The following is a 24856-nucleotide window of genomic DNA, read 5'->3' as shown; positions in this document are numbered from 1 at the left end:
CTCACTGCCAGCGAGACTGGCACTGACCCAGGAGAAACCGAAATGAAGCCGCTGCACCTCGCCCTCGTTGCCCTGTCGCTCACCGCCGCCGTCGCGCACGCCCAGAGCGCGCCGGCCGACGTCGCGCAACAACCGGCGAACCGCGCCGAAGCCGTCCAGGCCTCGGGCCGCGTCGATCGTGCGCAATCGAAGCAGGAAGATCCGAACGCATGCGTGGGCCCCGTCAGCTTCTGCAACGTCTACTTCGGCAGCTGAGCATGACGCCGCGTCGTCACGGCCGGGCTCGCCGCGCGCACATCGCACGTATCGCACGTATCGCCTGCGCGCGTGCACGACGAGCCGGCCGATCGCCGCAACGACCCTGCCCGCCACGCCGCTTCGATTGAAGCGGCGCATGCCGTTTCAGGCGCCGCGCCCCGGCCGCCACCCCACTTCGCGCAACGCATCCAGCAAGCGCGCCTGCCCCAGCCCTTCGACCCGCGCGCCCCGCGACTCGACGTCGCTCCCCGCGACCAGCGCATTCACGATCGCTTCCTCCACCGCTTCCGCCGCGGCGACGAACAGTGCGGAGATGTGGTCGTTGTTCACCATCTTCACGGCCGTCGTCGGCGCGCCCTTGCTGCCGTAGTTCGCGGCGGGCAAACCGTCGTTCCCCGTTGCGAACGCAAGGAAAATGTCGCCGCTCGAATCCTCGGTGCCGCCGCCCACGCGTGCCAGCCCGACGCTCGCACGCTGCGCGAGGCGCGTGCATTGATGCGGCAGCAGCGGCGCGTCGGTCGCGATCGTGACGACGATCGAACCCATCCCGGCCTCGCCCTGCCCGTCGGGCGCGCGAAACGGCGAAGGCACGTGCCGCAGCACGTCGCCGACCGGATAACCGGCCACGCGCAGCATCTCGCGCACGCCGTAGTTCGCCTGCACGAGCGCGCCGACGGTCCAGCCGCCCGCGTCGGCCGTCACCACCCGCGACGCGGTGCCGATGCCGCCCTTGAACTCGTGGCAGATCATGCCGGTGCCGCCGCCCACGCCGCCTTCGGCGACCGGCCCCGACTGCGCGGCGGCCAGCGCGCGCAGCACGTGCTCGGCGCGCACGTGCTGCCCCCAGATGTCGTTGAGCAGGCCGTCGTAGGTTTCCATCACGACCGGCATGCACCAGTACACGCGCCCGGCCGCCGCCTCGCGTTCGTTCGCGACCAGCGCATCGCGCACCGCGCCGACGCTGTGCGTGTTCGTATAGGCGATCGGCGTCGTCAGCAGGCCGGCTTCGCGGATCCATTCGAGCCCGGTCGCGTCGCCGTTGCCGTTCAGCACATGGACGCCCGCGAAGCACGGCGAATCGTGCGCGGCGCCCGCGCGTGGCTCGATGACAGTCACGCCGGTGCGGATCGATGCATCGCCGTGCTCGACGTTCAGCGTGCAATGTCCGACCCGCACGCCCGGTACGTCCGTGATCGCGTTGAAGCGGCCCGGCGTGCCGAGTCCGATGCGGATGCCGAGATCCCTCGTGCGCATGATGCAATTCCTCCAGTCTTTCAATGGTTCGGTGTGCGAGTGGTTCAGAGCGAGCGGAACGCATCGCTGTGGCGCGCCCAGACCGCATACATCGCGAGCGCGGCCACCAGCAGCGCGCCGATGATGATCAGGTCGGTCGGCTTGGTCGCGGTCGCCAGCGTCGTGTAGAGCGTGTACGCGGCACCCGCGACCGCGACGAGCGGCGTCACGGGCCACAGCGGCATCCGGTAATGATGCTCGACGTCGCGGCGCACGAGCCGGCTCGCGAGCGCGGCCAGCCCGACGACCAGGTAGATCAGCAGCAGCAGGTCGACCGTGAACGCGGTCAGCTCGTCGAGGCTCGACACGAACACCAGCCCCGACGACGGCACGGCGAGCGCGAGCGTCGCGAGCCACGGCGATTCGAAGCGCGGATGGATCGTCGAGAACGCGCGGTTGCAGGTGCGCGACCAGAGCGCATGGCGGCCGCTGCTGTACAGCAGGCGCCCCATCGTGATCACGATCGCGATGATCGCGTTGAATACCGACAGGAAGATCCCGCCGCTGACCGCGCGCGACACCGCCGGGTTGCTCAGCGAGCGCACGACATAGCCGATCGGGTCGGCGCTCTTCGTCAGTTCCGTCAGCGACGGCGCGCCGAGCACGATCGCGGTGAGCGGAATCAGTTCGACGACGAGGATCACCAGCAGCGAATAGATCACCGCCTTCGCGACGTTGCGGTTGCCGCCGCGCAGGTCTTCCGCGAGATAGGCGGCGGAGCCGAAGCCGTTGTAGCAGAAGATCGCCGTGCCGATCGCGGGCACGATCGCCGCGAGCGTGGCCGGCATCAGCGCATTGCCGCTCGCGACCACCGGCGCGACCAGTGCGTCCGCGCCGCGATGCGGCGAGCCGAAGCCGAGCCCCGCAATCAGCATCAGCACGCCGATCTCGACGACGAGAAACGCGCCGGTGATCCACGCGTTCGTCTTGATGTTCAGCATGCCGAGCACGTAGCTGAGCAACACGATCGTCAACGCGACCGACTGGTTGCTGAAGTGCGTGCCGAGCGCGTTGTTCAGGTAAGGCGCGGCACCGCTCGCGAGCACCGCGGGAATGAACACGCTGACGGACAGCACCGTGATGAAGGTCAGGTAGCCGGGCAGCGTGCCGAACACGCGTTTGGCCATCACGTATTCACCGCCCGCGCTGCGGTGCGCGGCGCTGAGCTCCGCGTAGCAGAGCGCGAACGCGAGCGCGAGCACGCCGCCGAGCAGGAACGACAGCACCGCGCCGCTGCCGGCCTGCTGGATCGCGAACGGCGCGATCACGAAGATCGAGCTGGCGGGCGTCACGCCCGACACGGTGATCATCACCGCGTCGCGCACGCTGAGCGTCTGCGACAACGCGCGCGGCGCGCCTTCCGTGGCAGGCGTCGCTTGCAGCGTGCCCGTCGATTCCGACATCATCGCCATTTCGTTCTCCTGTTGCTTCTGTCCTGCGCTTTTTTGAACACCCATACTCGGGCCCGATTGATTGCGTGGCAGTCTAGGAAGCCAATTTCAGGACCGCTATTCCCCCTTCGTGTTACACCCTTCGGTGGTGATATGGATCGACTCTTCTCCGAAATCGCGATGCACCAGGCGCTCGGCCGCGCGATCGATCATCTCGGCCAGCCGCGCTTCTGGCGTTTCCTGGTGCTGCTGCTCAACGAAATGGTGCCGTTCGACAACGCGCTCGCGACCGCGATCGGCCGCGACGGCGTGCCGCTCGTCCTCGACGAATACGACACGGGCGGCACCGACAGCGCATCGCCCGTGCCGCTTTACCTCAACGGGTTATATCTGCTCGATCCGTTCCTGCAGGCCGCGCACGACGGGCTCGCCGACGGCTGCTACCGGCTCGAGGAGGTCGCGCCCGACCTGTTCCGGCAGAGCGAGTATTTCCTGAACTACTTCCGCCACGCGGTCGGCGACGATGAAATCCAGATCCTGCTGCGGCCGAACCCCGACCTGCTGCTGTCGTTGTCGCTCGGCGCGGCCGCGCGCTTCGACGTCGAACCGCTCGGCAAGCTGACGGCCGCGATGCCCTGGGTGCTCGCGACGATCCGGCAGCACTGGCGGCTGGTGGGCGACGCCGCGCGCGTGACACCCGACGGCGATCTCGGCGCGCGCGTCGAGCAGGCGCTCGCGCGCTTCGGCGCGGGCGTGCTGACCGATCGCGAGATGTCGATCGCGCGAATGGTGCTGCGCGGCAATTCGTCGAAGGCGATCGCCGAGCGGCTGGCGATTTCACCGGAAACGGTGAAGGTGCATCGGCGGCATCTTTACGCGAAGCTCGGGATCTCGTCGCAGCCGGAGCTGTTTTCGCGGTTCATCCAGGCGCTTGGGGAGGATGCGGCGGGGTAAGCGCGACACGCCGCCGCGTTACGACAATGCGACGTCCGCCGCCAGCCCGGTCGGCGCGATCGCCACGTGCAGGGCGCACTCGGGTCGCAACGTCACGTTCAGCGCCGCGCGCGGCGCCGCCATGCCGGGCGGCACGGACAATTCATGGCGCTGCAGGATCATCGCCGCCACCACCGTCATCTCCGTCATCGCCAGATGCTGCCCGAGGCACACACGCGGCCCCGTGCCGAACGGCAGGTACGCGCCGCGCGGAATCGCCGGCGCGTCGTCGGCGAAGCGCTCGGGCCGGAAGGCCCGCGGTTCCGGAAACCATCGTGCATCGTGATGCATCAGCTGAATCGGCAGCATGAACAGCGTCCGCGCGGGAAACCGCCATGCGCCCAGCGCGACCGGCCGCAATGCGCGACGGCTGATCAGGATCGGTGCCGCCGGGTACAGGCGCATCGTTTCCTCGAGCGTCTGCGTCAGGTAGCGCAATGCGGGGCGCGTGTCGGCGGTCGGCGCACGGCCGCCCAGCACGCGCACGACCTCGTCGCGCGCGGCGGCCTGCGCGGCCGGATTCGCGGCCATGTTCCACGCCCACCAGGTCAGCGTGGCCGCGGCCGTCTCGTGGCCGGCCAGGAATGCCGTCATGCACTCGTCGTGCACGGCCCGCAGCGGCCATGCGTGCCCGTCGGCACGGTGCAGCCGCAACAGGCGCGACAGCAGGTCGTCCGGCCAGCCGTGCTCGGGCATGTCGAGACGCGCACGCAGTTGCCGGTCGATCAGTCCGTTTAGCACCGCCAGCGCCCGCGCCTTGCCGCGCTTCCACGGCATCCAGTCCGGCGCGCTGGCCGGCTGGTAGAACTCCGCGTTCGCCGCCGCGCCGACCGTGCGCACGGCCTCTTCGGCAACGCGCGCGTGTGCGCCGATCGCATCCGAGAACATCGTGCGCATGATCACGTCCATCGCCAGCGACGTCAGCGCGCTCTCGACCGGCCAGTGTGCGTCGCACGCGGGCCACTGCGCGAGCGCACGGCCGGCCGTCGCGGCGATCGACGGCACGAACGCCTGCACCGGTTTCGGCGCGAAGTTCGCCTGCAGCGCGTGGCGCTTGTCGCGCCATGCGTCGCCCTCGGCGACCAGCACGCTGTGCCCGTGAACCCGCGAGAACACGCGGATGCCGCGTTCCCAGCGCACGAACGCATCGTGATGCGTGACCAGCAGTTCACGCACGAGCGCGGGATCGGTCACGACCACCGCATGTTCGGGCCACATGCGCAGGTGCACGACGTCGCCATGCGCACGCTGCCAGCCGGCGAGCGCGCCGGTCAGGTCGCGCGACATCGCGCGCAGCAGCGGCCAACCCGTCAGGCCGGCACGCGGCCCCGGCGGCCATACGCCGGGCGGGTGAAGCACGGGCGACGCATCAGCGGCGTCCGCATGAAACGGGCATCGGGAAGAGGATCGTGGGTTCATGCTCCGGATTGTCCGGATCGACACGCTGCCGGTCTTGAACGCAAACGACATCGACACGTGCGGCGCCGGTCCCTATACTCCGGCATCATGCCCTCCGGTCCGTCTCCGAATCCGTCGCCGTGTCCCGATCCGCACGCGCGTGCGCCGCGCGTGCGGTGCGACGGCCGATCGCCGCCCACGCGGCTGTATCCGCCACCGGCCGCGCTGCGAGGCGCGGTCGTCGCGATCATCTGCCGCGACACGCGCGGCTTCGCGTTGAGCGACGCGCAGCGGCTCACGCATTTCCCCGCGTCGCCGATCGTCTGCCTGTCGTGGTATCGCGGCTTCGACGTCGGGCTCGTCCGGCCCACGGGCGACGGCCCCGTATGGCGGCCGTTCGGTGCATCGGCGACGCTGTCGGGCAGCCAGTCGATGCCGGTCGCGAGCTGGGCGCCGACGGGCGGACAAGGCGGCATCGTCTGCCTGCATGCCGATGCTGCGCGCGCGCTGTTCGGCGTCGCGCTGCCGACGATCCACGACACCTTCGTCGACGCACATGCATGCCTCGACGACAGCTGGCGGCCGCTGCTCGATGCGCTCGCCGGTGCCGAGCACGACGACGACGCGCTGGCCGCGCTCGACCGACACCTCGCGCCGCGCTGGCATGCGCTGCGCGGCAGCGTGTCGCCGCTGTGGTCGCTGCGCGATGCCGGGCGCAGCTGGGTCGGGCGGCTCGCGTCGATCGCGCGCGAATGGCGGCACACCCACAGCCCGCGCCAGGTGGAACGGCGCATCAAGGCGTACAGCGGGCGCTCGTTGCGCGACTGGCAAATGCTGGTGCGCACCGAAGGCGTGTTCTTCGCCGCGCGCGACCGGCAGGACGCCGGACAACCGGTCGACTGGGCCGCGCTCGCGCTGGACGAAGGGTTCGCCGACCAGGCGCACCTGAGCCGCGCGACGCGGCGCATCACGGGCTTCTCGCCAACCGAGTTCGTGCGGCGCTTCGCCGAGGACGAATCGTTCTGGATGTACCGGCTCTGGGTGTGACCTGCCGCTGCACGTCGCGCGTCAACCGCCCGATTCGACGAACCCGCCATCGGGCGCCTGATGCGGCACGTACCAGCCGAAATACACCTCGGCCTCGACGATCCGGCCGTCGCGGACCCGCAACCGCTCCGCATTCCGGAACCGCCGGCCGGCGGTCGTCGCGGCTTCGTACACGACGAACACGTATTCGCCGTGCACGGCGACGTCGACGAACTCGAAACCGGCGAGCATCGCGCTGTTCGGCCAGCAGCGCGCGAGATACGCGTCGCGATCGAGCCGGTTGTCGAGCGGGCTCGTGAAATGGAAGTCCGGCGCGATCAGCGCTTCGATCGCGTCGCGGTCCTTGTCGACATACGCGCGATAGCTGGCGCGCGCAACCTCACCGGGGTCCTCTGGCATCGTCGTTACCTCCGCAAAGAGTCGGGGCGACGCGACGGCACGCGTCGCCCCGACGCATCGATGAAACGCAGCCGGGCGGCACGCGCGAGCGCGGCTCATCCTGCGTCCACAGATGAGCGCGCCCGCCCGGCTCGATGCCATTCACGAAAACCCGCACCGGCCGGTCCGCTCGCGACGCACCGCGCGTTCTGCCGCATTCAGCCGCATTCAGCCGCAGGCAGCCGATGCCGCCGCTGCCGCGGTTGCCCGTTTTCGCACGCGCGGGCATGATGTCCGGCAGCGTGCCGGCCGCACCCGTCCGCTTCGGCGGCCGTCGGCGGCGTCGGCGGCGCAATCGGCACGTCGCCCCTGCACCGCCTCCGGCATCATCGAGCAATCCGCGTGCCGGTCCCGGCCGCCCCTCTCACCGAGCCCATGTCACTACGCGCATTCAGAACCCTGGTCGCGATCGCCCGATACCACACCTTCGCGCGCGCCGGCGAAGCGATCGGGCTCACGCAGTCCGCCGTGAGCCTGCAGGTCAAGACGCTCGAAAGCGAATACGACGTCCGGTTGTTCGACCGTTCGCGCCGCCAGCCGGTACTCACCGAAGCCGGCAAGATCCTCGTCGCGCAGGCCGAGCAGGTGCTCGCGATGGTCGACCGGATTCCCGATGCGCTCAGCGACGAGAAGAAGCTCGTCGGCCGTCTGCGGATCGGCGCAATCCATACCGCGCTGTCCGGCCCGCTGCCCGATGCGCTGCTCGCGCTGCGCGATGCGCACCCGTCGTTGCGCGTGCACGTATCGGCCGGCATGTCGGCCGAACTGGCGAACCGCGTCGCGGCCGGCGAACTCGACGCGGCGATCACGACGCGCCCGGTGCGCCCGCATCCGGCGGAACTGACGTGGACCACGCTGTACGAAGACCGCTTCTGGCTGCTCGCGCCGCCGCACTACGCGGAGCGCGACGCGGGCACGCTGCTCGAGGCGCTGCCGTTCATCCGCTTCGACGCGCAGGCGTGGGCCGGCCGGATGATCGCCGCCGAGCTGCGCCGCATCGGCGTGCGCGTGCGCGAGGAGATGGTGCTCGACAGCGCGGAGACGATCGCGCGGATGGTGGCGCGCGGGCTCGGCGCGGCGATCGTCGCGCTCCCCGACGCGACGCTCGCGCGGCTGCCGCCCGTCACGCGCTTGCCGTTCGGCCAGCCGCAGATGGGCCGCGCGGTCGTGCTGCTCGAACACCAGTCGCGTCCGGCCGAGCGTTTCGCACGTGCGCTGGCCGCCGAAGTCAGCGCATCATCGATGAGAATTTCTCATTGAACACCCGATAATTCACCATTATTCCTGCTGCTTGCGCGTGTTAACTTGGCGGCATCGTCACTCTTTCGATTGCGTGCCGCCATGTTGCCCGCCGGATGGATTCCCGCTTCGTTCCGCTGCACCGCCCGCCGGCCGTCCCGCCCGCGTCGCCCATCTCGCCTGAAGGCGCGTCGATGATCGGCCCGATCGTGCTCGCGCTCGCGCCGGTCGCGCTGCTGGTCGCGCTCGGCCACGGCCTGCGGCGCACGGGCTTCATCGCCGATGCGTTCTGGCCGCACGCCGAGCGGCTTTGCTATTACGTGCTGCTGCCCGCGCTGTTCGCGCACGGTCTCGCGACTGCGCGGCTGCAAGCGCTGCCCGTCTTGCCGCTCGCGGCGGCGCTGGTCGGCTCGACCGTGCTCGTCGCGGCGCTGCTTCTGCTGGTCCGCCGGTTCGTGCAGGTCGACGGCGCCGGGTTCACGTCGGTGTTCCAGGGCGCGGTGCGCTTCAACAACTATGTCGGCACCGCCCTCGCCGCCGGACTGTTCGGCGCGCACGGCATCGCGCTCGCGGCCGTGTGCGTCGCGGCGATCGTGCCGACCGTGAACCTGATGTGCGTGCTGGTGTTCGCGCGCTACGGCGACACGCGGCTCGGCGCGTGGGCGCTCGTGCGCCAGATCCTGTCGAATCCGCTCGTCGTCGGGTGCGCGCTGGGGATCGCGATGCAGGCCGCCGGCCTCGCGTTTCCGGCCGCCGTCGAACCGGCCATGCGCGCGCTGGGCGCCGCATCGATGCCGCTCGGCCTGCTGTGCGTGGGCGCGGCACTGAAGTTCGACGCGGCGCGCGGATGGATGCAGCCGATGTGCATCGCGTCGGCGTTCAAGTTCATGGCGATGCCGCTCGCCACGCTCGCGGCCGGCCGCCTGTTCGGGCTCGGCGATGCCGCGCTGACCATCGCGCTGCTGTTCCAGGCGCTGCCGACTTCGTCCTCGTCGTACATCATGGCGCGCCAGCTCGGCGGCGACGCGCCGCTGATGGCCGGCATCACCGCGTTCCAGACGATCGCCGCCGCGCTCGCGATGCCGGCCGTGCTGACGGCGCTCGCGTCGGCGCCGGTGTTTCGCTGACGGCGTGGCACCGTTGCCGAATGCAACGAGCCAGCACATGCGGCGCCACTTCGCGCCGCTGCGGGGACGGATGTCGAATACCGCTGCACGCGCAACCCCCGCGACGTTGCGCGACGCCTACGCGCCGCCGATGCGCCCCCGGTTCTTCTCGCAGCCTCGCGAAAAACCGCCTATGGTGAATGAAGCGGGTCCGTTCCGCCGTCATTCGACTTCGCGTCGCTCGCACCGGCGGCCACGGCGCCGCGTTCCGGCACCATTCCCCGCGCTCGCGCGCACGCCCGGCCGTGCGCGCGAGCGCGCCGCCCACCGGACTACAAGGAGGTAATCATGAAAGCCGTGCTGCTCGTCAGCTCCGTTCTGCTCGCCATGGCGTCCGTTTCGGCCTTGGCGCAAGGCTCGATCACCAAGGTCGAAAACGGCGCGCTCGTCGCCGCGAACGGAATGACCGTCTACACCTTCGACCAGGACAAGCCCAACGCCGGCACCAGCGCATGCAAGGGCCAATGCGAGTCCTTCTGGCCGCCGTACAAGGCCAGCGCGACCGACGTCCCGGTCGGCCCCTATACGATCGTCAAGCGCGACGACGGCAGCCCGCAATGGGCCTACAAGGGCAAGCCGCTGTACTTCTTCGCGAAGGACATGAAACAGGGCGACCGCAACGGCGACAACTTCAAGAACATGTGGCACGTGGTCGCGCCGTAAGCGTTCTTTCCCCGTCTTCAGCGTCGGCACGACCGCCGTACATGTAAAAAGGCCCGCCCCGATCGTCGACCGGGGCGGGCTCGTGCGTCCTTGCGCGGGCCGCGTGGCGACACACGCCGAGCGGCGCGCGTCGCGTTGCGGCCGGATCGCGCGTCAGTGCGTCAGCGGTTCGACGGGAAGCTGAACACCGTCCCTTCGCGCACGCCGGCCGACGGCCAGCGCTGCGTGATCGTCTTGCGCTTCGTATAGAACCGCACCGCATCCGGGCCGTACGCGTGGAGATCACCGAACAGCGAGCGCTTCCAGCCGCCGAACGAGTGGTACGCGACCGGCACCGGCAGCGGCACGTTGATGCCCACCATGCCGATCTGGATGTTGTCGCTGAAGTAGCGCGCCGCTTCGCCGTCACGCGTGAACAGGCACGTGCCGTTGCCGTATTCGTGCGCGTCGATCAGCGCCATCGCCTCGTCGAGCGACTTCAGGCGGATCACGCCGAGCACCGGCCCGAAGATCTCGTGCTGATAGATCGGCATGCCGGGCTTCACGTTGTCGAACAGGCACGGGCCGAGGTAGTAGCCGCCGTCGTGGCCGTCGACCTTCACGCCGCGGCCGTCGACGACGAGCGTCGCGCCGGCCGCCACGCCCGCCTCGACGAAGCCCGTCACCTTCTCGAAATGCTGCTGCGTGACGAGCGGCCCCATGTCGACGCCGGCCCCGTTGCCCGGGCCGACCTTCATCTTCGCGATCTCGGCCTGCAGGCCTTCGACTACCTTGTCGCCGGTTTCCTCGCCGATCGCGACGACCAGCGGAATCGCCATGCAGCGCTCGCCGCACGAGCCGTACGCGGCGCCCATCAGCGCGTTCACCGCGTTGCCGATGTCGGCGTCGGGCATCACGACCGCGAAGTTCTTCGCGCCGCCGAGCGCCTGCACGCGCTTGCCGTGCGCGCAGCCGGTCGAGTAGATGTATTCGGCGATCGGCGTCGAGCCGACGAAGCTCACCGCCTTCACGCGCGGGTCGGTCAGGAGCGTGTCGACGGCTTCCTTGTCGCCGTTCACGACGTTCAGCACGCCCGGCGGCAGGCCGGCCTCGAGCGCGAGCTCGGCCATGCGCAGCGTCGACGACGGCGTGCGCTCGGACGGCTTCAGCACGAACGTGTTGCCGCACGCGACGGCCATCGGCCACATCCACAGCGGCACCATCACCGGGAAGTTGAACGGCGTGATGCCGGCGGCCACGCCGAGCGCCTGGAATTCGCTCCACGAATCGATCGCGGGGCCGACGTTCTTGCTGTGCTCGCCCTTCAGCAGCTCGGGCACGTAGGACGCGTATTCGACGTTCTCGATCCCGCGCTGCAGTTCGCCCATCGCGTCGGCGAGCACCTTGCCGTGCTCGGCGGTAATCAGCGCGCACAGTTCGTCCGCATGCTCCTCGAGCAGCGTCTTGAAGCGGCTCATCACGCGCGCGCGCTTCAGCGGCGGCGTATTGCGCCATGCCGGGAACGCGGCCTGCGCGGACGCGATCGCGGCTTCGACGGTCAGCTTGTCGGCGAGCGCAACGCTCTTGTGCGATTCGCCGGTGGCCGGGTCGAACACCGGCTGGACGCGGCTGCCGCCGTCGACGCGCTTGCCGTCGATCAGGTGGCCGAGGGTGGAGGTCACATTGCTGTCGTGTTTCATCGTTCAGGCTCTTTCGTGAATTCGGTTGTCGCGGGAAACGGGCCGCGGCTCAGTCCACTTCGTTCAGCGCGTCGGACAGCGCGTTCACGAGGTTGTCGATCTCGCGCTTCTCTGCGATGAACGGCGGCGCGAGCTGGATCGTGTCGCCGCCGTAACGCACGTAGAAGCCCTTCGCCCAGCAGCGCATCGCGATCTCGTACGGGCGCCGTGCCGGCTCGCCCGGCAGCGCCGCGATCGTCAGGCCGGCCGCGAGCCCGTAGTTGCGGATGTCGGTGATATGGCGCTGGCCCTTCAGCCCGTGCACGGCCGCCTCGAAATGCGGCGCGAGATCGCGCACGCGGGCCACCGCGTCTTCCTTCACGAGCAGGTCGAGCGCCGCGACGCCGGCCGCGCACGCGACCGGGTGCGCCGAATACGTGTAGCCGTGCGGGAACTCGAGCATGTACTCGGGGCCGCCCGCGGCCATGAACGTGTCGTAGATTTCCTTCGTCGCGATCACGCCGCCGAGCGGCTGCACGCCGTTCGTCACCTGTTTCGCGAAGTTCATGATGTCCGGCACCACGCCGAACGCGTCGGCGCCCGTCATCGCGCCGGCCCGGCCGAAGCCCGTGATGACTTCGTCGAAGATCAGCAGGATGTCGTGCGCGGTACAGATGTCGCGCAGGCGCTTCAGATAGCCCTTCGGCGGGATCACCACGCCCGCCGAGCCGGAGAACGGCTCGACGATCACGGCCGCGATGTTCGACGCGTCGTGCAGCGTGATCAGGTCGAGCAGGCGGTCGGCCAGGTCGGCGCCGTTTTCCGGCATCCCGCGCGAGAACCGGTTTTCCGCGAGCTGCGTGTGCGGCAGGAAATCGGCGTCGATCCCCTGGCCGAACAGCTTGCGGTTCGCGCCGATCCCGCCGACCGAGATGCCGCCGAAGTTGACGCCGTGATAGCCCTTCTCGCGGCCGATCAGGCGCGTCTTCGTGCCCTTGCCCTTGGCGCGCCAGTACGCGCGGGCCATTTTCAGCGACGTGTCGGCCGCTTCCGAGCCCGAGCCGGTGAAGAACACGTAGTCGAGGCCGGCCGGCGTCAGGTCCTTGATCTTGTTCGCGAGCTCGAACGACTTCGGATGACCGAACTGGAACGCCGGCGCGTAGTCGAGCTGCGCGACCTGGCGGCTCACGGCTTCCGTGATTTCCGTGCGGCCGTGACCGAGGCCCGTGCACCACAGGCCCGACAGGCCGTCGAAGATCTTGCGGCCTTCGCCATCCGTGTAATACGCGTCCTTCGCCGACACGATCATGCGCGGATCGGACTTGAACTGGCGGTTCGCCGTGAACGGCATCCAGTGGGCGTCGAGCCACGCGGCGTCGGTGCGGAGGTTCGTCTCTTCCTGCTGCTTGGCGATGGTCGTATCGGTCATGTCGGTCGGCGCGGCGCGCCCCTCCTTCTTGTGTTGATGTTGCGCATTGTCGGGACGCCAATTAGTCTCTTCAATATCGCAATATCAATGTTCACTTGCTCATCTATGCAAGCAAAGAAACCGAAGAGCCGCGCGCTGCTCGGGCAGCTCAGCGACATGGATCTGCGGCTGCTGCGGGTCTTCAAGGGCGTCGTGCAGTGCGGCGGGATGGCGGCGGCCGAACTCGAGCTGAATATCGGCATCTCGACGATCAGCCGGCACGTGAAGGATCTGGAAACGCGCCTCGGCCTCGTGCTGTGCCGGCGCGGCCGCGCCGGCTTCACGCTGACCGCCGAGGGGCAGACCGTCTACGAGGAAACCCTGCGCCTGCTCGCGTCGATGGAGGCATTTCGCAGCAGGATCGACGGCATTCACGACAAAATGGGCGGAGAACTGCACGTCGCCGTATTCGACAAGACCGCCACCAACCCGCAGGCGCGGCTCGGCGACGCGATCCGCCAGTTCGCGGACGAGGCGCCCGACGTCGCGCTGAACCTGCATGTCGCGTCGATCAACGAGGTCGAGCGCGGGATCATCGACGGCAGCTATCAGGTCGGGATCATCCCCGCGCACCGCAGCTCGGGCAGCCTCGTGTATTCGGAACTGTTCGACGAGCGGATGCTGCTGTACTGCGGCCGCCAGCACCCGCTGTTCGACGCGCCGCACGGCAAGCTCACATGGACGACGATCCGCAACCATGCGTTCGCCGGGCTCGGCTTCCATTCGCCGAACATGGAACTGAGCCATCGCGCGAAGCTCACGCGCAGCGCGACGGCGTCGGACCAGGAATCGATCGCGACGCTGATCCTGTCCGGCCGCTATCTCGGCTTCCTGCCCGACCATTACGCGGAGAGCTTCGAAAACAAGGGGCTGATGCAGCCGATCGCGCCGCACCGTTTCAACTACCGGTGCCGGTTCGTGAGCCTGCTGCGGCGCTCGCCGCGGCCGTCGCGGGCGGCGCTGCTGTTCCAGTCTTGCCTGGAAGCCGCGCATGCGGCGCCGCGACCGGGCGACGACAGCGCCGCCGCGTAGCCCGGTTCGGGCTTCGCCCGCGCTGGCGTCCGGCCGCGACCGTGGCAGCCGCCCGCTCCCGCTCTGCGATAATGCGCACTTCCCCGTTTCCGCTCTCCCTCCGCCATGACGCAGCCGTCCGCCCCGCTCTCCACCGACCTGCCGCCGATTTCGTGCCTGCCCGGCGACGCGCTGCCGTGGCTGCCGATGAGCGCCGACCTGCCGGGACTCGCGATCAAGTATCTGCATATCAATGCGGCGGAAGACACGCTGACCGCGCTGCTGAAGATGCCGGCCGGCGGCACGCTGCCGCGCCATCGCCACGACGGCGAGGTGTTCGTCCATACGCTGCAGGGTGCGTGGCGCTACCGCGAGTACACGTGGATCGCGCAGGCCGGCTCGACGGTGCTCGAACCGGCCGGGTCGGTGCACACGCCGGAAACGCTCGGCGCGCCCGGCGACGACGTGATCACGCTCAACGTGATGCGCGGCGACCTGGTGCTGCTCGACGACGACGGCCGCGAGACCGCGCGCGAGAATTGCCGCGTCGCGCTGCTGCGCCAGCGCAAGCATGCGCGTACGGTGCCGCACGATGCTGCGCCGTTTGTAACGCGGTAAGTCATGCGATAAGACAGGCGGGATCGTCGCGTCACGATCCGCACGGTGCCGGCACTCGCCAGCGCGCTGATGGCCGCCGGCGTACTTCGCCAGCGACGCCGCGTTCCGGTGCCTTACCGAAAACGCCGGAAAAATCGGCGAATATCGCTGGCCAGCAGGTCCGGTTCTTCCATCGCGGCAAAATGCCCGCCGCTCGGCATGTCGGCCCACTGCACGACGTCGAACACCCGTTCGAGCCAGCTGCGCGGCGGGCGGCTGATTTCCTTCGGAAAGCGCGCGAACGCGACGGGCACCGCCACGCGTTCCCCGGCCGCGAAGCGCATCGGCTGCAGCCGGTTTTCCCAATACATCTGCATTGCCGAGCCGATGCTGCCGGTAAACCAGTAGAGCGAGATGCCGGTCAGCAGCGTGTCGTGCGAAAACCGCCGCGCGACGTCGCCGTCGCAATCGCTCCACGCGCGGAATTTCTCGGCGATCCACGCGGCCAGCCCGGCCGGCGAATCGTTGAGCGCGACGGCCAGCGTCTGCGGCTTCGTCATGTGCACATGCGCGTATCCGCCCTCCAGCGCGGCCCACTCTCCGCGCTGCGTCACGAAGGCCCGTTCGTCCTCGGTGAGCGGCGAAGCCGCGTCGGCCGGAGGCTCGTAGCTGCCGGGCAGGTAGTTCAGATGAATGCCGTCCACCACGCCGGGATGTCGCGCGCCGAGCGCAATCGACACGCCTGCGCCGAGATCGCCGCCTTGCGCGCCGAAGCGGCGATATCCGAGCCCGGACATCAACGCCGCCCAACTGTCGGCGACCTGAAATGCCGACATGCCGGGCGCCGCGGGCGCGGGCGAGAACGCGAAGCCCGGAAGCGACGGCGCGACGACGTCGAACGCGTCGTGCGGATCGCCGCCGAACGCGGCCGGATCGCACAGGCGATCGATCAGCGCGTCGAACTCGAATACGGAGCCCGGCCAGCCGTGCGTGATGACGAGCGGATACGGCTTCGGCCCCGCCCCGCGCCGATGGATGAAATGCACGCGTTGCCCGCCTGCGTCCGCGACGAACTGCGGCAGCCTGTTCAGCGCGCGCTCCGCCGCACGCCAGTCGAAGCGCTCGGCCCAGTACGCGACCAGTTCGCGCAGCCACGCGCCATCCACACCCTGCTGCCACGGGTCGGCGGGCGTCAGCAGCGGTGCGCGCATGTCGCGCAGGCGCCGACGCAGGTCGTCGAGCGCGCGATCGGGAATCGCAATGTTGAACGGGGCGGCGTGCATGGTGTCTCCTCGCGAGGAATGCGGGAGATTCTGCGCGATTTCCCGGACCCGCGCTGGCGGCTCGCGCCCGCGAACGTCAGGCCGATTCGCGCTCGTCCACCCGCGCGTCGCGTCGCACCGCCTGCGGCGGCACGCCGAAACCGCGCACGAACGCGTCGCGCAGGTGGCGCCGGTCGCGAAAACCGTTCTCCTTCGCGATCACGTCGAGCGAGTGCCGGCTCTGCTCGATCATCAGCCGCGCGGCCTCGAGCCGCAGCCGCTCGATCGCCTTCGCCGGCGACTGCCCCGTTTCCAGCGTGAACACGCGGCTGAACTGGCGCGGACTCAGGTGGACGGCGTCGGCCAGTTCCTCGACGGTCAGCGCGCGGCCGAGGTTCTGCCGCGCATAGTTGAGCGCGTTCTGGATCCGGTCCGATTTCGGCGCGAGATCCAGCATTTCCGAATGCTGCGACTGCCCGCCCGAGCGGCGCTGGTGCATCACGAGCTTGCGCGCGACCGAGCGCGCGGCGTCCGCGCCGAGATCCTTCTCCACCATCGCGAGCGTCAGGTCGAGGCCGGCCGTCATTCCGGCCGACGTCCAGATCGGGCCGTCGACGATGTAGATCCGGTCCTCCTCGACACGAATGTCCGGAAAGTGCTTCTGCATCTCGCGGCCGTACGCCCAGTGCGTCGTCGCGCGGCGCTGCGCGAGCAGCCCGGCCTCGGCGAGCACGAACGCGCCCGTGCAGATGCCGGCGACCCGCCGCGCGCGCGCGTTCGCGCGCCGCAGGAACGCGACGACGCCGGCCGGCGCCAGCGATGCGAGCGGATCGTTGACGCCCGCGACGATCCACGTATCGACGTCGACCCGGCCGCTGAGCGCGCGCGTCGCGACCGACAACCCGAGCGACGAGCGCACGTCGCCACCCTCGACGGAATAGTTGTCCATCACGTAGAACGGTTCGCCCGCGGCCAGGTTCGCGTACTCGAACACCGACTGCGTGGCGAGCGCCATGATCTGGAAGCCGTCGCTGATCAGAAAGCCGATGCGGTGCATGCGTGTCTCCGGTGGCGGGCGGCACGATCGGCACCCGATGTCCTGAATCATACCCATCTACGTCATTTGTGTCGCGGCGATTCGAGGCCAGAATGCCTTCATGCACTCACCCTTTCCTCGACACGGAGCGACATCATGACTGAAGCACATCGCGGTACCGCCGTCATCACCGGCGCATCGTCCGGCATCGGCGCGATCTATGCGGACCGCCTCGCGCGCCGCGGCTACGACCTGATCCTGGTCGCGCGCAACCGCGACCGGCTGGCCGCGCTCGCCGAACGCATCACGAACGACACGCAGCGCAGCGTCGAGATCGTCGGCGCCGACCTCAACGACCGCGCGGGGCTCGCCGCCGTCGAAGCGAAGCTGAAACAGGACGCTAGCATCACGCTGCTCGTCAACAACGCGGGCGTCGGCACGCACACGCCGCTGCTCGACAGCGACGTCGACGCGATGACGCGGCTGATCGACCTGAACGTGACCGCGCTCACGCGCCTGACCTATGCGGCCGTGCCCGGCTTCGTCGCGCGCGGCCGCGGTGCCGTGATCAACATCTCGTCGATCGTCGCGCTGTCGCCGGAAACGCTCAATGGCGTCTACGGCGGCAGCAAGGCATTCGTGCTCGCGTTCAGCCAGTCGCTGCATCACGAACTCGCGGACCACGGCGTGCAGGTGCAGGCCGTGCTGCCCGGCGCGACGGCCACCGAGTTCTGGCAGACCGGCGGCCTGCCGCTCGAACACCTGCCGAAGGAGATCGTGATGTCGGCGTCCGACCTGGTCGACGCGGCGCTGGTCGGCTTCGACCGCCGCGAACTCGTGACGATTCCGTCGCTGCACGCGGCTGACGAATGGGATGCGTTCGAGGCCGCGCGCCGCACGATGGCGCCGCACCTGTCGACCGATTCGCCGGCGCCGCGCTATGCGGCCGCCCGCTGAGGCGCATCGTCATGAAACTCGACGGCAACACCATCCTCATCACCGGCGGCACGTCCGGGATCGGCCGTGCGCTGGCGATCGCGCTCGACGACCTGGGCAACAAGGTCGTCGTCGCCGGCCGGCGCACGAAGCTGCTCGACGAGATCGCGCGGCAGTATCCGAACATCGACACGATCGAACTCGACGTCGGCGATGCGGCGCAGATCCGCGCGGTCGCGGCGCGGCTGATCGACCGCTACCCGGCGCTGAACGTCGTGATCAACAACGCGGGCATCATGCCGTTCGACGATGCGGCCGGGCCGCTCGACGACGAACAGGCCGTGCGCCTCGTCGAGACGAACCTGCTCGGCCCGGTGCGCGTCAGCGCGGCGTTCGTCGAACACCTGAAGCGACAGCCGGACGCGACGATCATCAACAACAGCTCGGTGCTCGCGTACGTGCCGCTCGCGTCGACCGCGCTGTATTCGGCGACGAAGGCCGCGATCCATTCGTACACGCTGTCGCAGCGTTTCATGCTGCGCGACACGAGCGTGCGCGTGCTGGAAATCGCGCCGCCGTGGGTCGACACCGATCTCGTGCACAAGAGCGGCGATCCGCGCGCGATGCCGGTCGATGCGTTCGTCGCCGAGACGCTGGCACTGCTCGAGACCGCCACCACCGAAGTCGTCGTCGAAGCGGCGAAGCCGTTGCGCGACAATGCCGGGCCGAACGAGCACGCGTTCGTCGACGAGTTCAACCGCTTCGTTGTCGACAACCCGATTCCCGTCGCGTGACGTCGCGCGGCGCAATCCTGCGCACGCATTGATCTGCCGAAAGGCGCCGGCTTCCGCACGATCGGACTGCGAAGCCGGCGCTTGCCGGTTTGCCCGCGCATTCATTCAGGATGCCTGAAGCGGCCCTTCTCTGCGCTGCTTCTCTGCGCTGCTTCTCTGCGCTGCTTCTCTGCGCCCCTTCTCCACGCCCCGAACTCGCCGCCCACCCACCCGGTTTCGCCCTTGCTTGCCACGCATTCCTCGCGACGCTAAGCTCTACGATCCCAGCCCCCGAAGCAGCGCCCTCCGGCATTCGTCCGATCATCGGCGCAATCGACCGTCGCGGATTTCGACCATGCGGTTCCGTATGTTCACCACCGGGACCGGCGACACGCCCGGCTCCTGTCGCGCTCCCGCCGACGCTCGACCGGCGCTTGCGCCGTTGCCCGAACTCGACACCGTGTGCCGTCTCGCCCGCACGCATTTCGGCACGGCCGGTGCGTTCATCGCGTCCGCCGAAGCCGGCGCGCAGCGCGTGGCGGCGTCCGACGGCACGCTGCCCGCCACGCTTCCTGCCATGCATTTCCCGCCGCGTGCCGCGCCCGTTCCGGCGGCCGGCCGACGCTTCATCACGCCCGCCGCGGGCGACCTCCCGAATGACGCGCCGCACGTCGTCGCGGCCTGCGAGTTGCTCGCGCCCGACGGCAGCGCGCTGGGCGCGCTATGCGTCGCCGGCAGCACCGGCCTGACGCTCGACGCCGCGCAGCGCGCTTTCCTGCACGACCTGGCGACACTGGCGGAACGCGCGATCGGCCGCGCGAGCGCGCAAACCGCGCTGCGCGAACGGCTCGGCGTCGTCGAGGAACACAGCGCGCTGACCACGCTGGCGCTGAACGAAAGCGGCACCGGCGTGTGGGATCGCAACGTGGAAACCGGCGAGATCCATTACTCGGCGGCCTGGAAGGCGCTGCTCGGATATGCGCCCGATGAACTGACGAGCCGGATCGAGGATGCATACGAACGGCTGCACCCGGACGACGTCGCCGACGTGAAAGCCGCGATGCTCGCGCACTTCGAAAGCCGGACCGACAGCTATGCGGTCGAACACCGCATCCGCTGCAAGAACGGCACGTACAAATGGATCTGCAGCCGCGGCAAGGTCATCGCCCGCGACAGCCACGGGCGCGCGCTGCGCATGGTCGGCACGACCACGGACATCACCGCGCTGCGCGAACTCGCCGGCCGGTTGAGCGACTCCGTCACGCTCGTGACGAGCCTGACCGACCAGGTGCCGGGCCTCGTGTTCCAGCTGCGGCAGACCGCCGACGGCCGCCGGTTCTTTTCGTACGCGAGCGCGGGCGCACGCGACATCTACGAACTGACGCCCGAGCAGATCGCCCGCGACGCGGATGCGGTCGAAACGCGGATTCATCCTGCCGACCTGGTCGCCTACCGTCAGTCGCTGCGGGTGTCGGCGGAGCGCCTGGCGCCGTGGCGGCTCGAATACCGCGTGCTGCTGCCGGATCAGGGAATGCGCTGGCGCGAAGGCGACGCGCGCCCGCAACGCACGCCGGACGGCGGCACGGTCTGGCACGGCTTCATCACGGATGCGACCGAACGCAAGCACATCGAGACCGAACTGCACCGGATGGCGACGACCGATCACCTGACCCAGCTGTCGAACCGCCACGCGTTCATGCGGCAGAGCGAAGCCGCGTTGCGCGACGTGCGCGCGACCGGCCAGGACGCCGCGGTGCTGATGCTCGACCTCGATCACTTCAAGGCGCTGAACGACCGCTGGGGCCATCCGCTCGGCGATCGCGCGCTCCGGCATTTCGCGCGGCTGCTGCTCGCGGAGATCGGGACGGACGGCATCGTCGGGCGCATCGGTGGCGAGGAATTCGCGATCGTGCTGCCGCACACCGGGATCGACGCGGCGTGCGCGCTCGCACTGCGCGTGCAGCAGCGCGTGGCCGATTCGCGGCTCGTGCATGAGGATCAGCCGCTCGTGCTGACCGTCAGCATCGGCATCGACGCGATGCGGACGTCCGACTTCGGCGCGTACCAGGCACTGTCGCGGGCCGACAAGGCGCTATATGTCGCGAAGGAGCGCGGCCGCAACCGGATCGAGGTGTATCGGGCCTAGCGCGTGTTCCCGCCGACAACGGGCTCGCGCCGGTCCTGGCCGCCCACCCCGTCGTACGCGCGCCGCGTCGACGCATCACGCGATCAACGCGACACGGGCGCCGCGTCGCGCGAGGTCGCGCGCACACCGAGCAGCATCGCGACCGCGCACGCGGCCAGCAATCCCGCGATCATCAGCATCGCCGCATCCATGCTGCCGGTACGGGTGCGGATCACCCCGACGATCCACGGCGTGATCATCCCGCTCGATACGCCGATGCTGCTGATCAGCGCGATCCCGCCCGCCGCGCCGGCGCCCGAGAAATACGCGGACGGCACGGCCCAGAACACCGGATGCGCGGCGAAGATCAGCATCGCCGCGATCGACAGCAGCGCCATCATCGCGACGATGCTCGGCAAGTGCAGCGTCAGCAACGCGAGCGCCACCGCGCCGCCGAATGCGCACGCGGCGAAGTGCCGGCGACGCTCGCGCTTGCGGTCGGAGCGCCGCGCGATCGCGATCAGGCCGGCCGCGCCGATCGCGTTCGGCACGATCGACAGCAGGCTGATGTGCACGACGTCGTGAATGCCGAATTCGCGAATCATCAGCGGCATCCAGAACAGCAGCATCAACAGCGCCGTCGTCAGCGAAAAATAGATGAATGCGAACAGCCAGGTGCGCGGCGCGGCGAGCACCTGCCGCAGCGACGACGCTGCATGCGCGGGCGCCTCCGCCCGGTCGGCGGCCAGGTCGGCCGCGAGCCGCTGGCGGTCGTCGTCGGACAGCCAGCGCGCCTGATCGGGGCGGTCGCACAGCCAGAACCACGCGATCACGCCGAGCAGGATCGCGGGCGCGCCCTCGATCGCGAACATCCACTGCCAGCCGTGGAGCCCGAGCACACCCGACATCGCCCGCATCAGCCAGCCCGACAGCAGCCCGCCGACCATCCCGGCCACCGCGACGCCCGCATAGAAGATCGACAGCACCGACGCGCGCCGGCGCGCCGGATACCAGTAGGTCAGGTAGAACACGACGCCCGGGAAGAAGCCGGCCTCGAACAGCCCGAGCAGGAAGCGCAGCACGTAGAAGTGCTTCGCGCTGTCGACGGTGATCATCGCGACCGACACCGCGCCCCACAGGACCATGATCCGCGCGAACGTGCGGCGCGCGCCGAAGCGGCGCAGCAGCGCGTTGCTCGGCACCTCGAACAGCACGTAGCCGACGAAGAACAGCACCGCGCCGAGGCTGTACATCGCATCGGTCAGGCCGAGATCCTGTCGCATCTGCAGCTGCGCGAAGCCGATGTTGCTGCGGTCGAGGATCGACACGATGTAGCAGATGAACAGGAACGGCACGATCCGCGCGCCGATACGGCGGTACAGCGCGTCGTGGTCCGACGCCGGCGCACGGGAACCGGACGCAATCGCCTGCGCGGCGTCCGCTTGAAGAGGGGCTGACATCGATCGTCTCCTCGATGGATGCGGATACGGTGCGGACAGGAAATTCAGCGCCGGTCGCCGCCGCCCGCCGGCAGCGCCCGGCCGCGATTCAGGCGCGGCGTGCGGGTTCGCCCTTCACGCCGAGCATCAGCGCGGCGCCGCTCAGCGCGAGCAGCGCGGCCAGCAGGTACACGGCGAGATCCATGCTGCCGGTGCGCGTGCGGATCAGCCCGATCACCCACGGGCTGACGATGCCGCTCGTGATCCCGATGCTGCTGATCAGCGCGATCCCGGCCGCGGCCGCGTTGCCCGACAGATAGCGGGTCGGCACGGCCCAGAAGATCGGCAACGCGGCGAAGATCAGCGTCGCCGCGATCGACAGGCACGCGAGCATCGCCGCGAAGCTGTGCAGGTGCAGCGTGAGCGCCGCGAGCGCCAGCCCGCCGCCGATCGTGCAGCACGCGAAGTGCTTGCGGCGCTCGCCGGTGCGGTCGGAATGGCGGGCGATCAGGATCAGCCCGACCGCGCCGACCGCGTTCGGCACGACCGTGTAGAGGCTCACCGACACGACGTCGGTCACGCCGAAATCGCGGATCATCAGCGGCATCCAGAAGTTGAGCGTCAGCGATGCGCAGGTCAGCGAGAAATAGATGAACGCGAACAGGTAGACGCGCGGGTTCGCGAGCGCGGCGACCAGGCTGCGCTTATCGTGTGCGCCATGCGCACGGCCATCGCTGCACAGCGCGGCGACGCGCGCCTTTTCGTCGGACGTGAGCCACGCGGCGTCCTGCGGCCGGTCGACCAGGTACGTGAACGCGAAGCATGCGAGCACGATCGCCGGCGCGCCTTCGATCGCGAACATCCATTGCCAGCCGTGCAGCCCGAGCACGCCGCTCATGTCGCGCATGATCCAGCCCGACATCAGGCCGCCCAGCACGCCCGCCACCGCGACGCCCGCGAAGAACACCGAGATCGCCGCCGCGCGGCGGTTCGCCGGGAACCAGTAGGTCAGGTACAGCACGATGCCGGGAAAGAAGCCGGCCTCGAATACGCCGAGCAGGAAACGCAGCACGTAGAAATGCGACGGCTGCGACACGAACATCATCGCGGTCGACGCGATGCCCCACAGCAGCATGATCCGCGTGAACGTGCGGCGCGCGCCGAAGCGCGCGAGCAGCAGGTTGCTCGGCACCTCGCAGAACACGTAGCCGACGTAGAACACCGCGGCGCCGAGGCCGTACATCGCATCGCTGAAGCCGAGGTCGTGCTTCATCTGCAACTGCGCGAAGCCGATGTTGATGCGGTCGAGGAACGACACGACGTAGCAGAGGAACAGGAACGGCACGATCCGCCACGCGATCTTGCGGAACAGCAGCGCGTCGCCGGCAGCGGACGCCGGCGCGGATTCACAGGCGGAAGCCGACGCCGCGGCACTCGCGTGCGTGATCGTCGCTTCGGCGGGAAGCGATTGGGGCATGTCTCTCTCCAAACGGGCCGCGCGATTCGGGCGCGCAGCAGTCTCCGCGGGCGTGCATGCGCCCGGCTTTCTTGTGAGATCGGAAGTCGGCTCCCTGAACCGCCGCGCGATGCGGCCGCCGCTCAGGCGCCGTCAGGAAAACGGCGCGGCGCCCGCCCGGACGCCCCGCCGCCGTCACCCATTCAGTCCTGCAGCGCGTCCCACATTTCCTTGTCGCGCTGCGCGGTCCAGATGCGCGGATGCGTGATGCCGCTCGCCTCGTCGTACGCGCGCGACACGTCGAACGGCAGACAGTGCTCGTAGATGAACACGTGGCCGAACTTCGGATCCATCGCTTCGCGCGTGAGCGCCATCGACGCCTTCAGGTCGAGCTTGCGCTCGACGGCCTTGCGGCCCTGCGCGAGCAGCGTCGTCACGAAGTCCTTCGTGTAGTCGAGGCCCTTGTTCACTTCGGCCGGATTCAGCAGCGCGGGGCCGCGGCCCGGCACGAGCTTTTCCGCGCCGAGCGCGCGCAGCGCCTCGAGCGTGGCCGGCCACTGTTCGAGCTGCGCGTCGCCGCAATAGCAGGCCGCGTCGTACTCGACCAGGTCGCCCGAGAACAGCACCTTCTGCGACGGCAGCCAGACGATTGTGTCGCCCTTCGTGTGGCCCGAGCCGACGTGCATGATCTTCACCTCGAGCTTGCCGAGGAACAGCGTGATCTCGCGCTCGAACACGAGCGTCGGCCAGGTCAGGCCCGGCACCGTCTCCACGCCCGCGAACAGCCGCGGGAAGCGCTCGATCTCCGACTTCATGTCGGCCTCGCCGCGCTCGACGATCATTTCGTAGGTGCCGCGGCTCGCGATCACGTGCTGCGCGCCTTCGTCGAAATACGCGGACGCGCCGAGCACGCGCACCGCGTGGTAATGCGACAGCACGACGTGCTTGATCGGCTTGTCGGTCACGCTGCGGATCTTCGCGATCAGGTCCTGCGCCATCGCGGGCGTCGCGGTCGTGTCGACGATCAGCACGCTGTCGTCGCCGATGATCACGCCCGAGTTCGGGTCGCCTTCGGCGGTATAGGCGTACGCGTTCTCGGACAGCTGCGTCCAGGTGACTTTCTTCTCTTCCAGATCGGCTTGGGAGGCGAATGCTTTGGCCATGTTGCGTTCCGTGGCTGCGAGCCATGTGTTGAGGGGAGTGAGCGGA

22 protein-coding genes are annotated in these 24856 nt (G+C 69.2%); 11 read left to right on the top strand and 11 right to left on the bottom strand.

What is annotated here, in order from left to right; genetic code table 11:
* The first annotated feature begins 42 nt into the window (after positions 1-42).
* The gene (locus tag NQV17_RS12730; RefSeq protein ID WP_044843047.1) at positions 43-255 is read left to right on the top strand and encodes a hypothetical protein; all 213 of its coding nucleotides are present in this window, start codon (positions 43-45) and stop codon (positions 253-255) included.
* A gap of 147 nt (positions 256-402) precedes the next feature.
* Here the strand turns inward: NQV17_RS12730 and NQV17_RS12725 are convergent, their stop codons facing one another.
* Positions 403-1512, bottom strand: coding sequence for a P1 family peptidase (locus tag NQV17_RS12725; protein ID WP_257772549.1), 1110 nt, complete (start codon positions 1510-1512; stop codon positions 403-405).
* Positions 1513-1556: 44 nt separating this feature from the next.
* The gene (locus NQV17_RS12720; RefSeq protein WP_257772548.1) at positions 1557-2963 is read right to left on the bottom strand and encodes an APC family permease; all 1407 of its coding nucleotides are present in this window, start codon (positions 2961-2963) and stop codon (positions 1557-1559) included.
* Between the two features lie 132 nt (positions 2964-3095).
* On the opposite strand from NQV17_RS12720, the gene NQV17_RS12715 reads away from it, so the two are divergent.
* Positions 3096-3896 carry a helix-turn-helix transcriptional regulator gene (locus NQV17_RS12715; protein ID WP_257772547.1) on the top strand — a complete coding sequence of 267 codons (801 nt, stop codon included), beginning with the start codon at positions 3096-3098 and terminating at the stop codon, positions 3894-3896.
* Positions 3897-3914: 18 nt separating this feature from the next.
* Here the strand turns inward: NQV17_RS12715 and NQV17_RS12710 are convergent, their stop codons facing one another.
* Positions 3915-5354: a cytochrome P450 gene (locus NQV17_RS12710; protein WP_308236079.1), complete on the bottom strand. Its 1440-nt coding sequence runs from the start codon at positions 5352-5354 to the stop codon at positions 3915-3917.
* A gap of 87 nt (positions 5355-5441) precedes the next feature.
* On the opposite strand from NQV17_RS12710, the gene NQV17_RS12705 reads away from it, so the two are divergent.
* Positions 5442-6380 carry an AraC family transcriptional regulator gene (locus tag NQV17_RS12705; RefSeq protein ID WP_257772546.1) on the top strand — a complete coding sequence of 313 codons (939 nt, stop codon included), beginning with the start codon at positions 5442-5444 and terminating at the stop codon, positions 6378-6380.
* Between the two features lie 21 nt (positions 6381-6401).
* Here the strand turns inward: NQV17_RS12705 and NQV17_RS12700 are convergent, their stop codons facing one another.
* Positions 6402-6779, bottom strand: coding sequence for a nuclear transport factor 2 family protein (locus NQV17_RS12700; protein WP_257772545.1), 378 nt, complete (start codon positions 6777-6779; stop codon positions 6402-6404).
* A 414-nt stretch (positions 6780-7193) separates the two neighbouring features.
* Here NQV17_RS12700 and NQV17_RS12695 point away from each other — a divergent pair, with 414 nt between their 5' ends.
* From NQV17_RS12695 to NQV17_RS12685, 3 genes are all read left to right on the top strand, one after another.
* Positions 7194-8078, top strand: a complete 885-nt coding sequence (locus NQV17_RS12695; RefSeq protein WP_257772544.1) for a LysR substrate-binding domain-containing protein — start codon at positions 7194-7196, stop codon at positions 8076-8078.
* A 173-nt stretch (positions 8079-8251) separates the two neighbouring features.
* On the top strand, positions 8252-9184 hold the full coding sequence (locus NQV17_RS12690; RefSeq protein WP_257772543.1) for an AEC family transporter: 933 nt from the start codon (positions 8252-8254) through the stop codon (positions 9182-9184).
* 327 nt (positions 9185-9511) lie between these two features.
* Positions 9512-9886: a hypothetical protein gene (locus NQV17_RS12685; RefSeq protein WP_257772542.1), complete on the top strand. Its 375-nt coding sequence runs from the start codon at positions 9512-9514 to the stop codon at positions 9884-9886.
* Positions 9887-10047: 161 nt separating this feature from the next.
* Here the strand turns inward: NQV17_RS12685 and NQV17_RS12680 are convergent, their stop codons facing one another.
* Together NQV17_RS12680 and NQV17_RS12675 are read right to left on the bottom strand one after the other, a co-directional pair.
* The gene (locus tag NQV17_RS12680; protein WP_257772541.1) at positions 10048-11565 is read right to left on the bottom strand and encodes a CoA-acylating methylmalonate-semialdehyde dehydrogenase; all 1518 of its coding nucleotides are present in this window, start codon (positions 11563-11565) and stop codon (positions 10048-10050) included.
* Between the two features lie 49 nt (positions 11566-11614).
* Complete coding sequence (locus NQV17_RS12675; protein WP_044843038.1) at positions 11615-12973, bottom strand: aspartate aminotransferase family protein; 1359 nt, start codon at positions 12971-12973, stop codon at positions 11615-11617.
* Positions 12974-13078: 105 nt separating this feature from the next.
* Here NQV17_RS12675 and NQV17_RS12670 point away from each other — a divergent pair, with 105 nt between their 5' ends.
* Positions 13079-14044 carry a LysR family transcriptional regulator gene (locus tag NQV17_RS12670; RefSeq protein WP_257772540.1) on the top strand — a complete coding sequence of 322 codons (966 nt, stop codon included), beginning with the start codon at positions 13079-13081 and terminating at the stop codon, positions 14042-14044.
* Positions 14045-14149: 105 nt separating this feature from the next.
* The gene (locus NQV17_RS12665) at positions 14150-14641 is read left to right on the top strand and encodes a 2,4'-dihydroxyacetophenone dioxygenase family protein (RefSeq protein WP_257772539.1); all 492 of its coding nucleotides are present in this window, start codon (positions 14150-14152) and stop codon (positions 14639-14641) included.
* Positions 14642-14754: 113 nt separating this feature from the next.
* Here NQV17_RS12665 and NQV17_RS12660 read toward each other — a convergent pair whose 3' ends face one another.
* Together NQV17_RS12660 and NQV17_RS12655 are read right to left on the bottom strand one after the other, a co-directional pair.
* Positions 14755-15903 carry an epoxide hydrolase family protein gene (locus NQV17_RS12660; RefSeq protein WP_257772538.1) on the bottom strand — a complete coding sequence of 383 codons (1149 nt, stop codon included), beginning with the start codon at positions 15901-15903 and terminating at the stop codon, positions 14755-14757.
* 76 nt (positions 15904-15979) lie between these two features.
* Positions 15980-16939: a GlxA family transcriptional regulator gene (locus NQV17_RS12655; RefSeq protein WP_257772537.1), complete on the bottom strand. Its 960-nt coding sequence runs from the start codon at positions 16937-16939 to the stop codon at positions 15980-15982.
* A 135-nt stretch (positions 16940-17074) separates the two neighbouring features.
* Here NQV17_RS12655 and NQV17_RS12650 point away from each other — a divergent pair, with 135 nt between their 5' ends.
* The 3 genes from NQV17_RS12650 to NQV17_RS12640 all read left to right on the top strand — a co-directional run bounded on the left by NQV17_RS12650 (position 17075) and on the right by NQV17_RS12640 (position 20773).
* The gene (locus NQV17_RS12650) at positions 17075-17875 is read left to right on the top strand and encodes an SDR family oxidoreductase (RefSeq protein ID WP_257772536.1); all 801 of its coding nucleotides are present in this window, start codon (positions 17075-17077) and stop codon (positions 17873-17875) included.
* Positions 17876-17886: 11 nt separating this feature from the next.
* Positions 17887-18648: an SDR family oxidoreductase gene (locus NQV17_RS12645; RefSeq protein ID WP_257772535.1), complete on the top strand. Its 762-nt coding sequence runs from the start codon at positions 17887-17889 to the stop codon at positions 18646-18648.
* A 346-nt stretch (positions 18649-18994) separates the two neighbouring features.
* A complete protein-coding gene (locus tag NQV17_RS12640; protein WP_374692707.1) occupies positions 18995-20773 on the top strand; it encodes a diguanylate cyclase in 1779 nt (592 codons plus the stop codon).
* 83 nt (positions 20774-20856) lie between these two features.
* On the opposite strand, the gene NQV17_RS12635 is transcribed toward NQV17_RS12640, so the two are convergent.
* The 3 genes from NQV17_RS12635 to NQV17_RS12625 all read right to left on the bottom strand — a co-directional run bounded on the left by NQV17_RS12635 (position 20857) and on the right by NQV17_RS12625 (position 24810).
* Positions 20857-22212, bottom strand: a complete 1356-nt coding sequence (locus NQV17_RS12635) for an MFS transporter (protein WP_257772533.1) — start codon at positions 22210-22212, stop codon at positions 20857-20859.
* An 88-nt stretch (positions 22213-22300) separates the two neighbouring features.
* Positions 22301-23668: an MFS transporter gene (locus NQV17_RS12630; RefSeq protein WP_257772532.1), complete on the bottom strand. Its 1368-nt coding sequence runs from the start codon at positions 23666-23668 to the stop codon at positions 22301-22303.
* A 182-nt stretch (positions 23669-23850) separates the two neighbouring features.
* A complete protein-coding gene (locus NQV17_RS12625; protein ID WP_044843030.1) occupies positions 23851-24810 on the bottom strand; it encodes an MBL fold metallo-hydrolase in 960 nt (319 codons plus the stop codon).
* Positions 24811-24856: the final 46 nt, after the last annotated feature.

Origin of the sequence: Burkholderia sp. SCN-KJ, assembly GCF_024656005.1 — a bacterium.
Classification (GTDB): domain Bacteria; phylum Pseudomonadota; class Gammaproteobacteria; order Burkholderiales; family Burkholderiaceae; genus Burkholderia.
This window is presented reverse-complemented; position numbering and strand designations above follow the sequence as displayed.

Excerpts from the sequence above, each read along its gene's own strand:
- NQV17_RS12715 (WP_257772547.1), top strand. The coding sequence starts at position 3,096 with ATGGATCGACTCTTCTCCGAAATCGCGATGCACCAGGCGCTCGGCCGC.
- NQV17_RS12660 (WP_257772538.1), bottom strand. The coding sequence starts at position 15,903 with ATGCACGCCGCCCCGTTCAACATTGCGATTCCCGATCGCGCGCTCGAC.
- NQV17_RS12685 (WP_257772542.1), top strand. The coding sequence starts at position 9,512 with ATGAAAGCCGTGCTGCTCGTCAGCTCCGTTCTGCTCGCCATGGCGTCC.
- NQV17_RS12625 (WP_044843030.1), bottom strand. The coding sequence starts at position 24,810 with ATGGCCAAAGCATTCGCCTCCCAAGCCGATCTGGAAGAGAAGAAAGTC.
- NQV17_RS12675 (WP_044843038.1), bottom strand. The coding sequence starts at position 12,973 with ATGACCGATACGACCATCGCCAAGCAGCAGGAAGAGACGAACCTCCGC.
- NQV17_RS12710 (WP_308236079.1), bottom strand. The coding sequence starts at position 5,354 with ATGAACCCACGATCCTCTTCCCGATGCCCGTTTCATGCGGACGCCGCT.
- NQV17_RS12640 (WP_374692707.1), top strand. The coding sequence starts at position 18,995 with ATGTTCACCACCGGGACCGGCGACACGCCCGGCTCCTGTCGCGCTCCC.
- NQV17_RS12665 (WP_257772539.1), top strand. The coding sequence starts at position 14,150 with ATGACGCAGCCGTCCGCCCCGCTCTCCACCGACCTGCCGCCGATTTCG.
- NQV17_RS12700 (WP_257772545.1), bottom strand. The coding sequence starts at position 6,779 with ATGCCAGAGGACCCCGGTGAGGTTGCGCGCGCCAGCTATCGCGCGTAT.
- NQV17_RS12705 (WP_257772546.1), top strand. The coding sequence starts at position 5,442 with ATGCCCTCCGGTCCGTCTCCGAATCCGTCGCCGTGTCCCGATCCGCAC.
- NQV17_RS12650 (WP_257772536.1), top strand. The coding sequence starts at position 17,075 with ATGACTGAAGCACATCGCGGTACCGCCGTCATCACCGGCGCATCGTCC.
- NQV17_RS12655 (WP_257772537.1), bottom strand. The coding sequence starts at position 16,939 with ATGCACCGCATCGGCTTTCTGATCAGCGACGGCTTCCAGATCATGGCG.
- NQV17_RS12695 (WP_257772544.1), top strand. The coding sequence starts at position 7,194 with ATGTCACTACGCGCATTCAGAACCCTGGTCGCGATCGCCCGATACCAC.
- NQV17_RS12690 (WP_257772543.1), top strand. The coding sequence starts at position 8,252 with ATGATCGGCCCGATCGTGCTCGCGCTCGCGCCGGTCGCGCTGCTGGTC.
- NQV17_RS12630 (WP_257772532.1), bottom strand. The coding sequence starts at position 23,668 with ATGCCCCAATCGCTTCCCGCCGAAGCGACGATCACGCACGCGAGTGCC.
- NQV17_RS12730 (WP_044843047.1), top strand. The coding sequence starts at position 43 with ATGAAGCCGCTGCACCTCGCCCTCGTTGCCCTGTCGCTCACCGCCGCC.
- NQV17_RS12720 (WP_257772548.1), bottom strand. The coding sequence starts at position 2,963 with ATGGCGATGATGTCGGAATCGACGGGCACGCTGCAAGCGACGCCTGCC.
- NQV17_RS12680 (WP_257772541.1), bottom strand. The coding sequence starts at position 11,565 with ATGAAACACGACAGCAATGTGACCTCCACCCTCGGCCACCTGATCGAC.
- NQV17_RS12670 (WP_257772540.1), top strand. The coding sequence starts at position 13,079 with ATGCAAGCAAAGAAACCGAAGAGCCGCGCGCTGCTCGGGCAGCTCAGC.
- NQV17_RS12725 (WP_257772549.1), bottom strand. The coding sequence starts at position 1,512 with ATGCGCACGAGGGATCTCGGCATCCGCATCGGACTCGGCACGCCGGGC.
- NQV17_RS12645 (WP_257772535.1), top strand. The coding sequence starts at position 17,887 with ATGAAACTCGACGGCAACACCATCCTCATCACCGGCGGCACGTCCGGG.
- NQV17_RS12635 (WP_257772533.1), bottom strand. The coding sequence starts at position 22,212 with ATGTCAGCCCCTCTTCAAGCGGACGCCGCGCAGGCGATTGCGTCCGGT.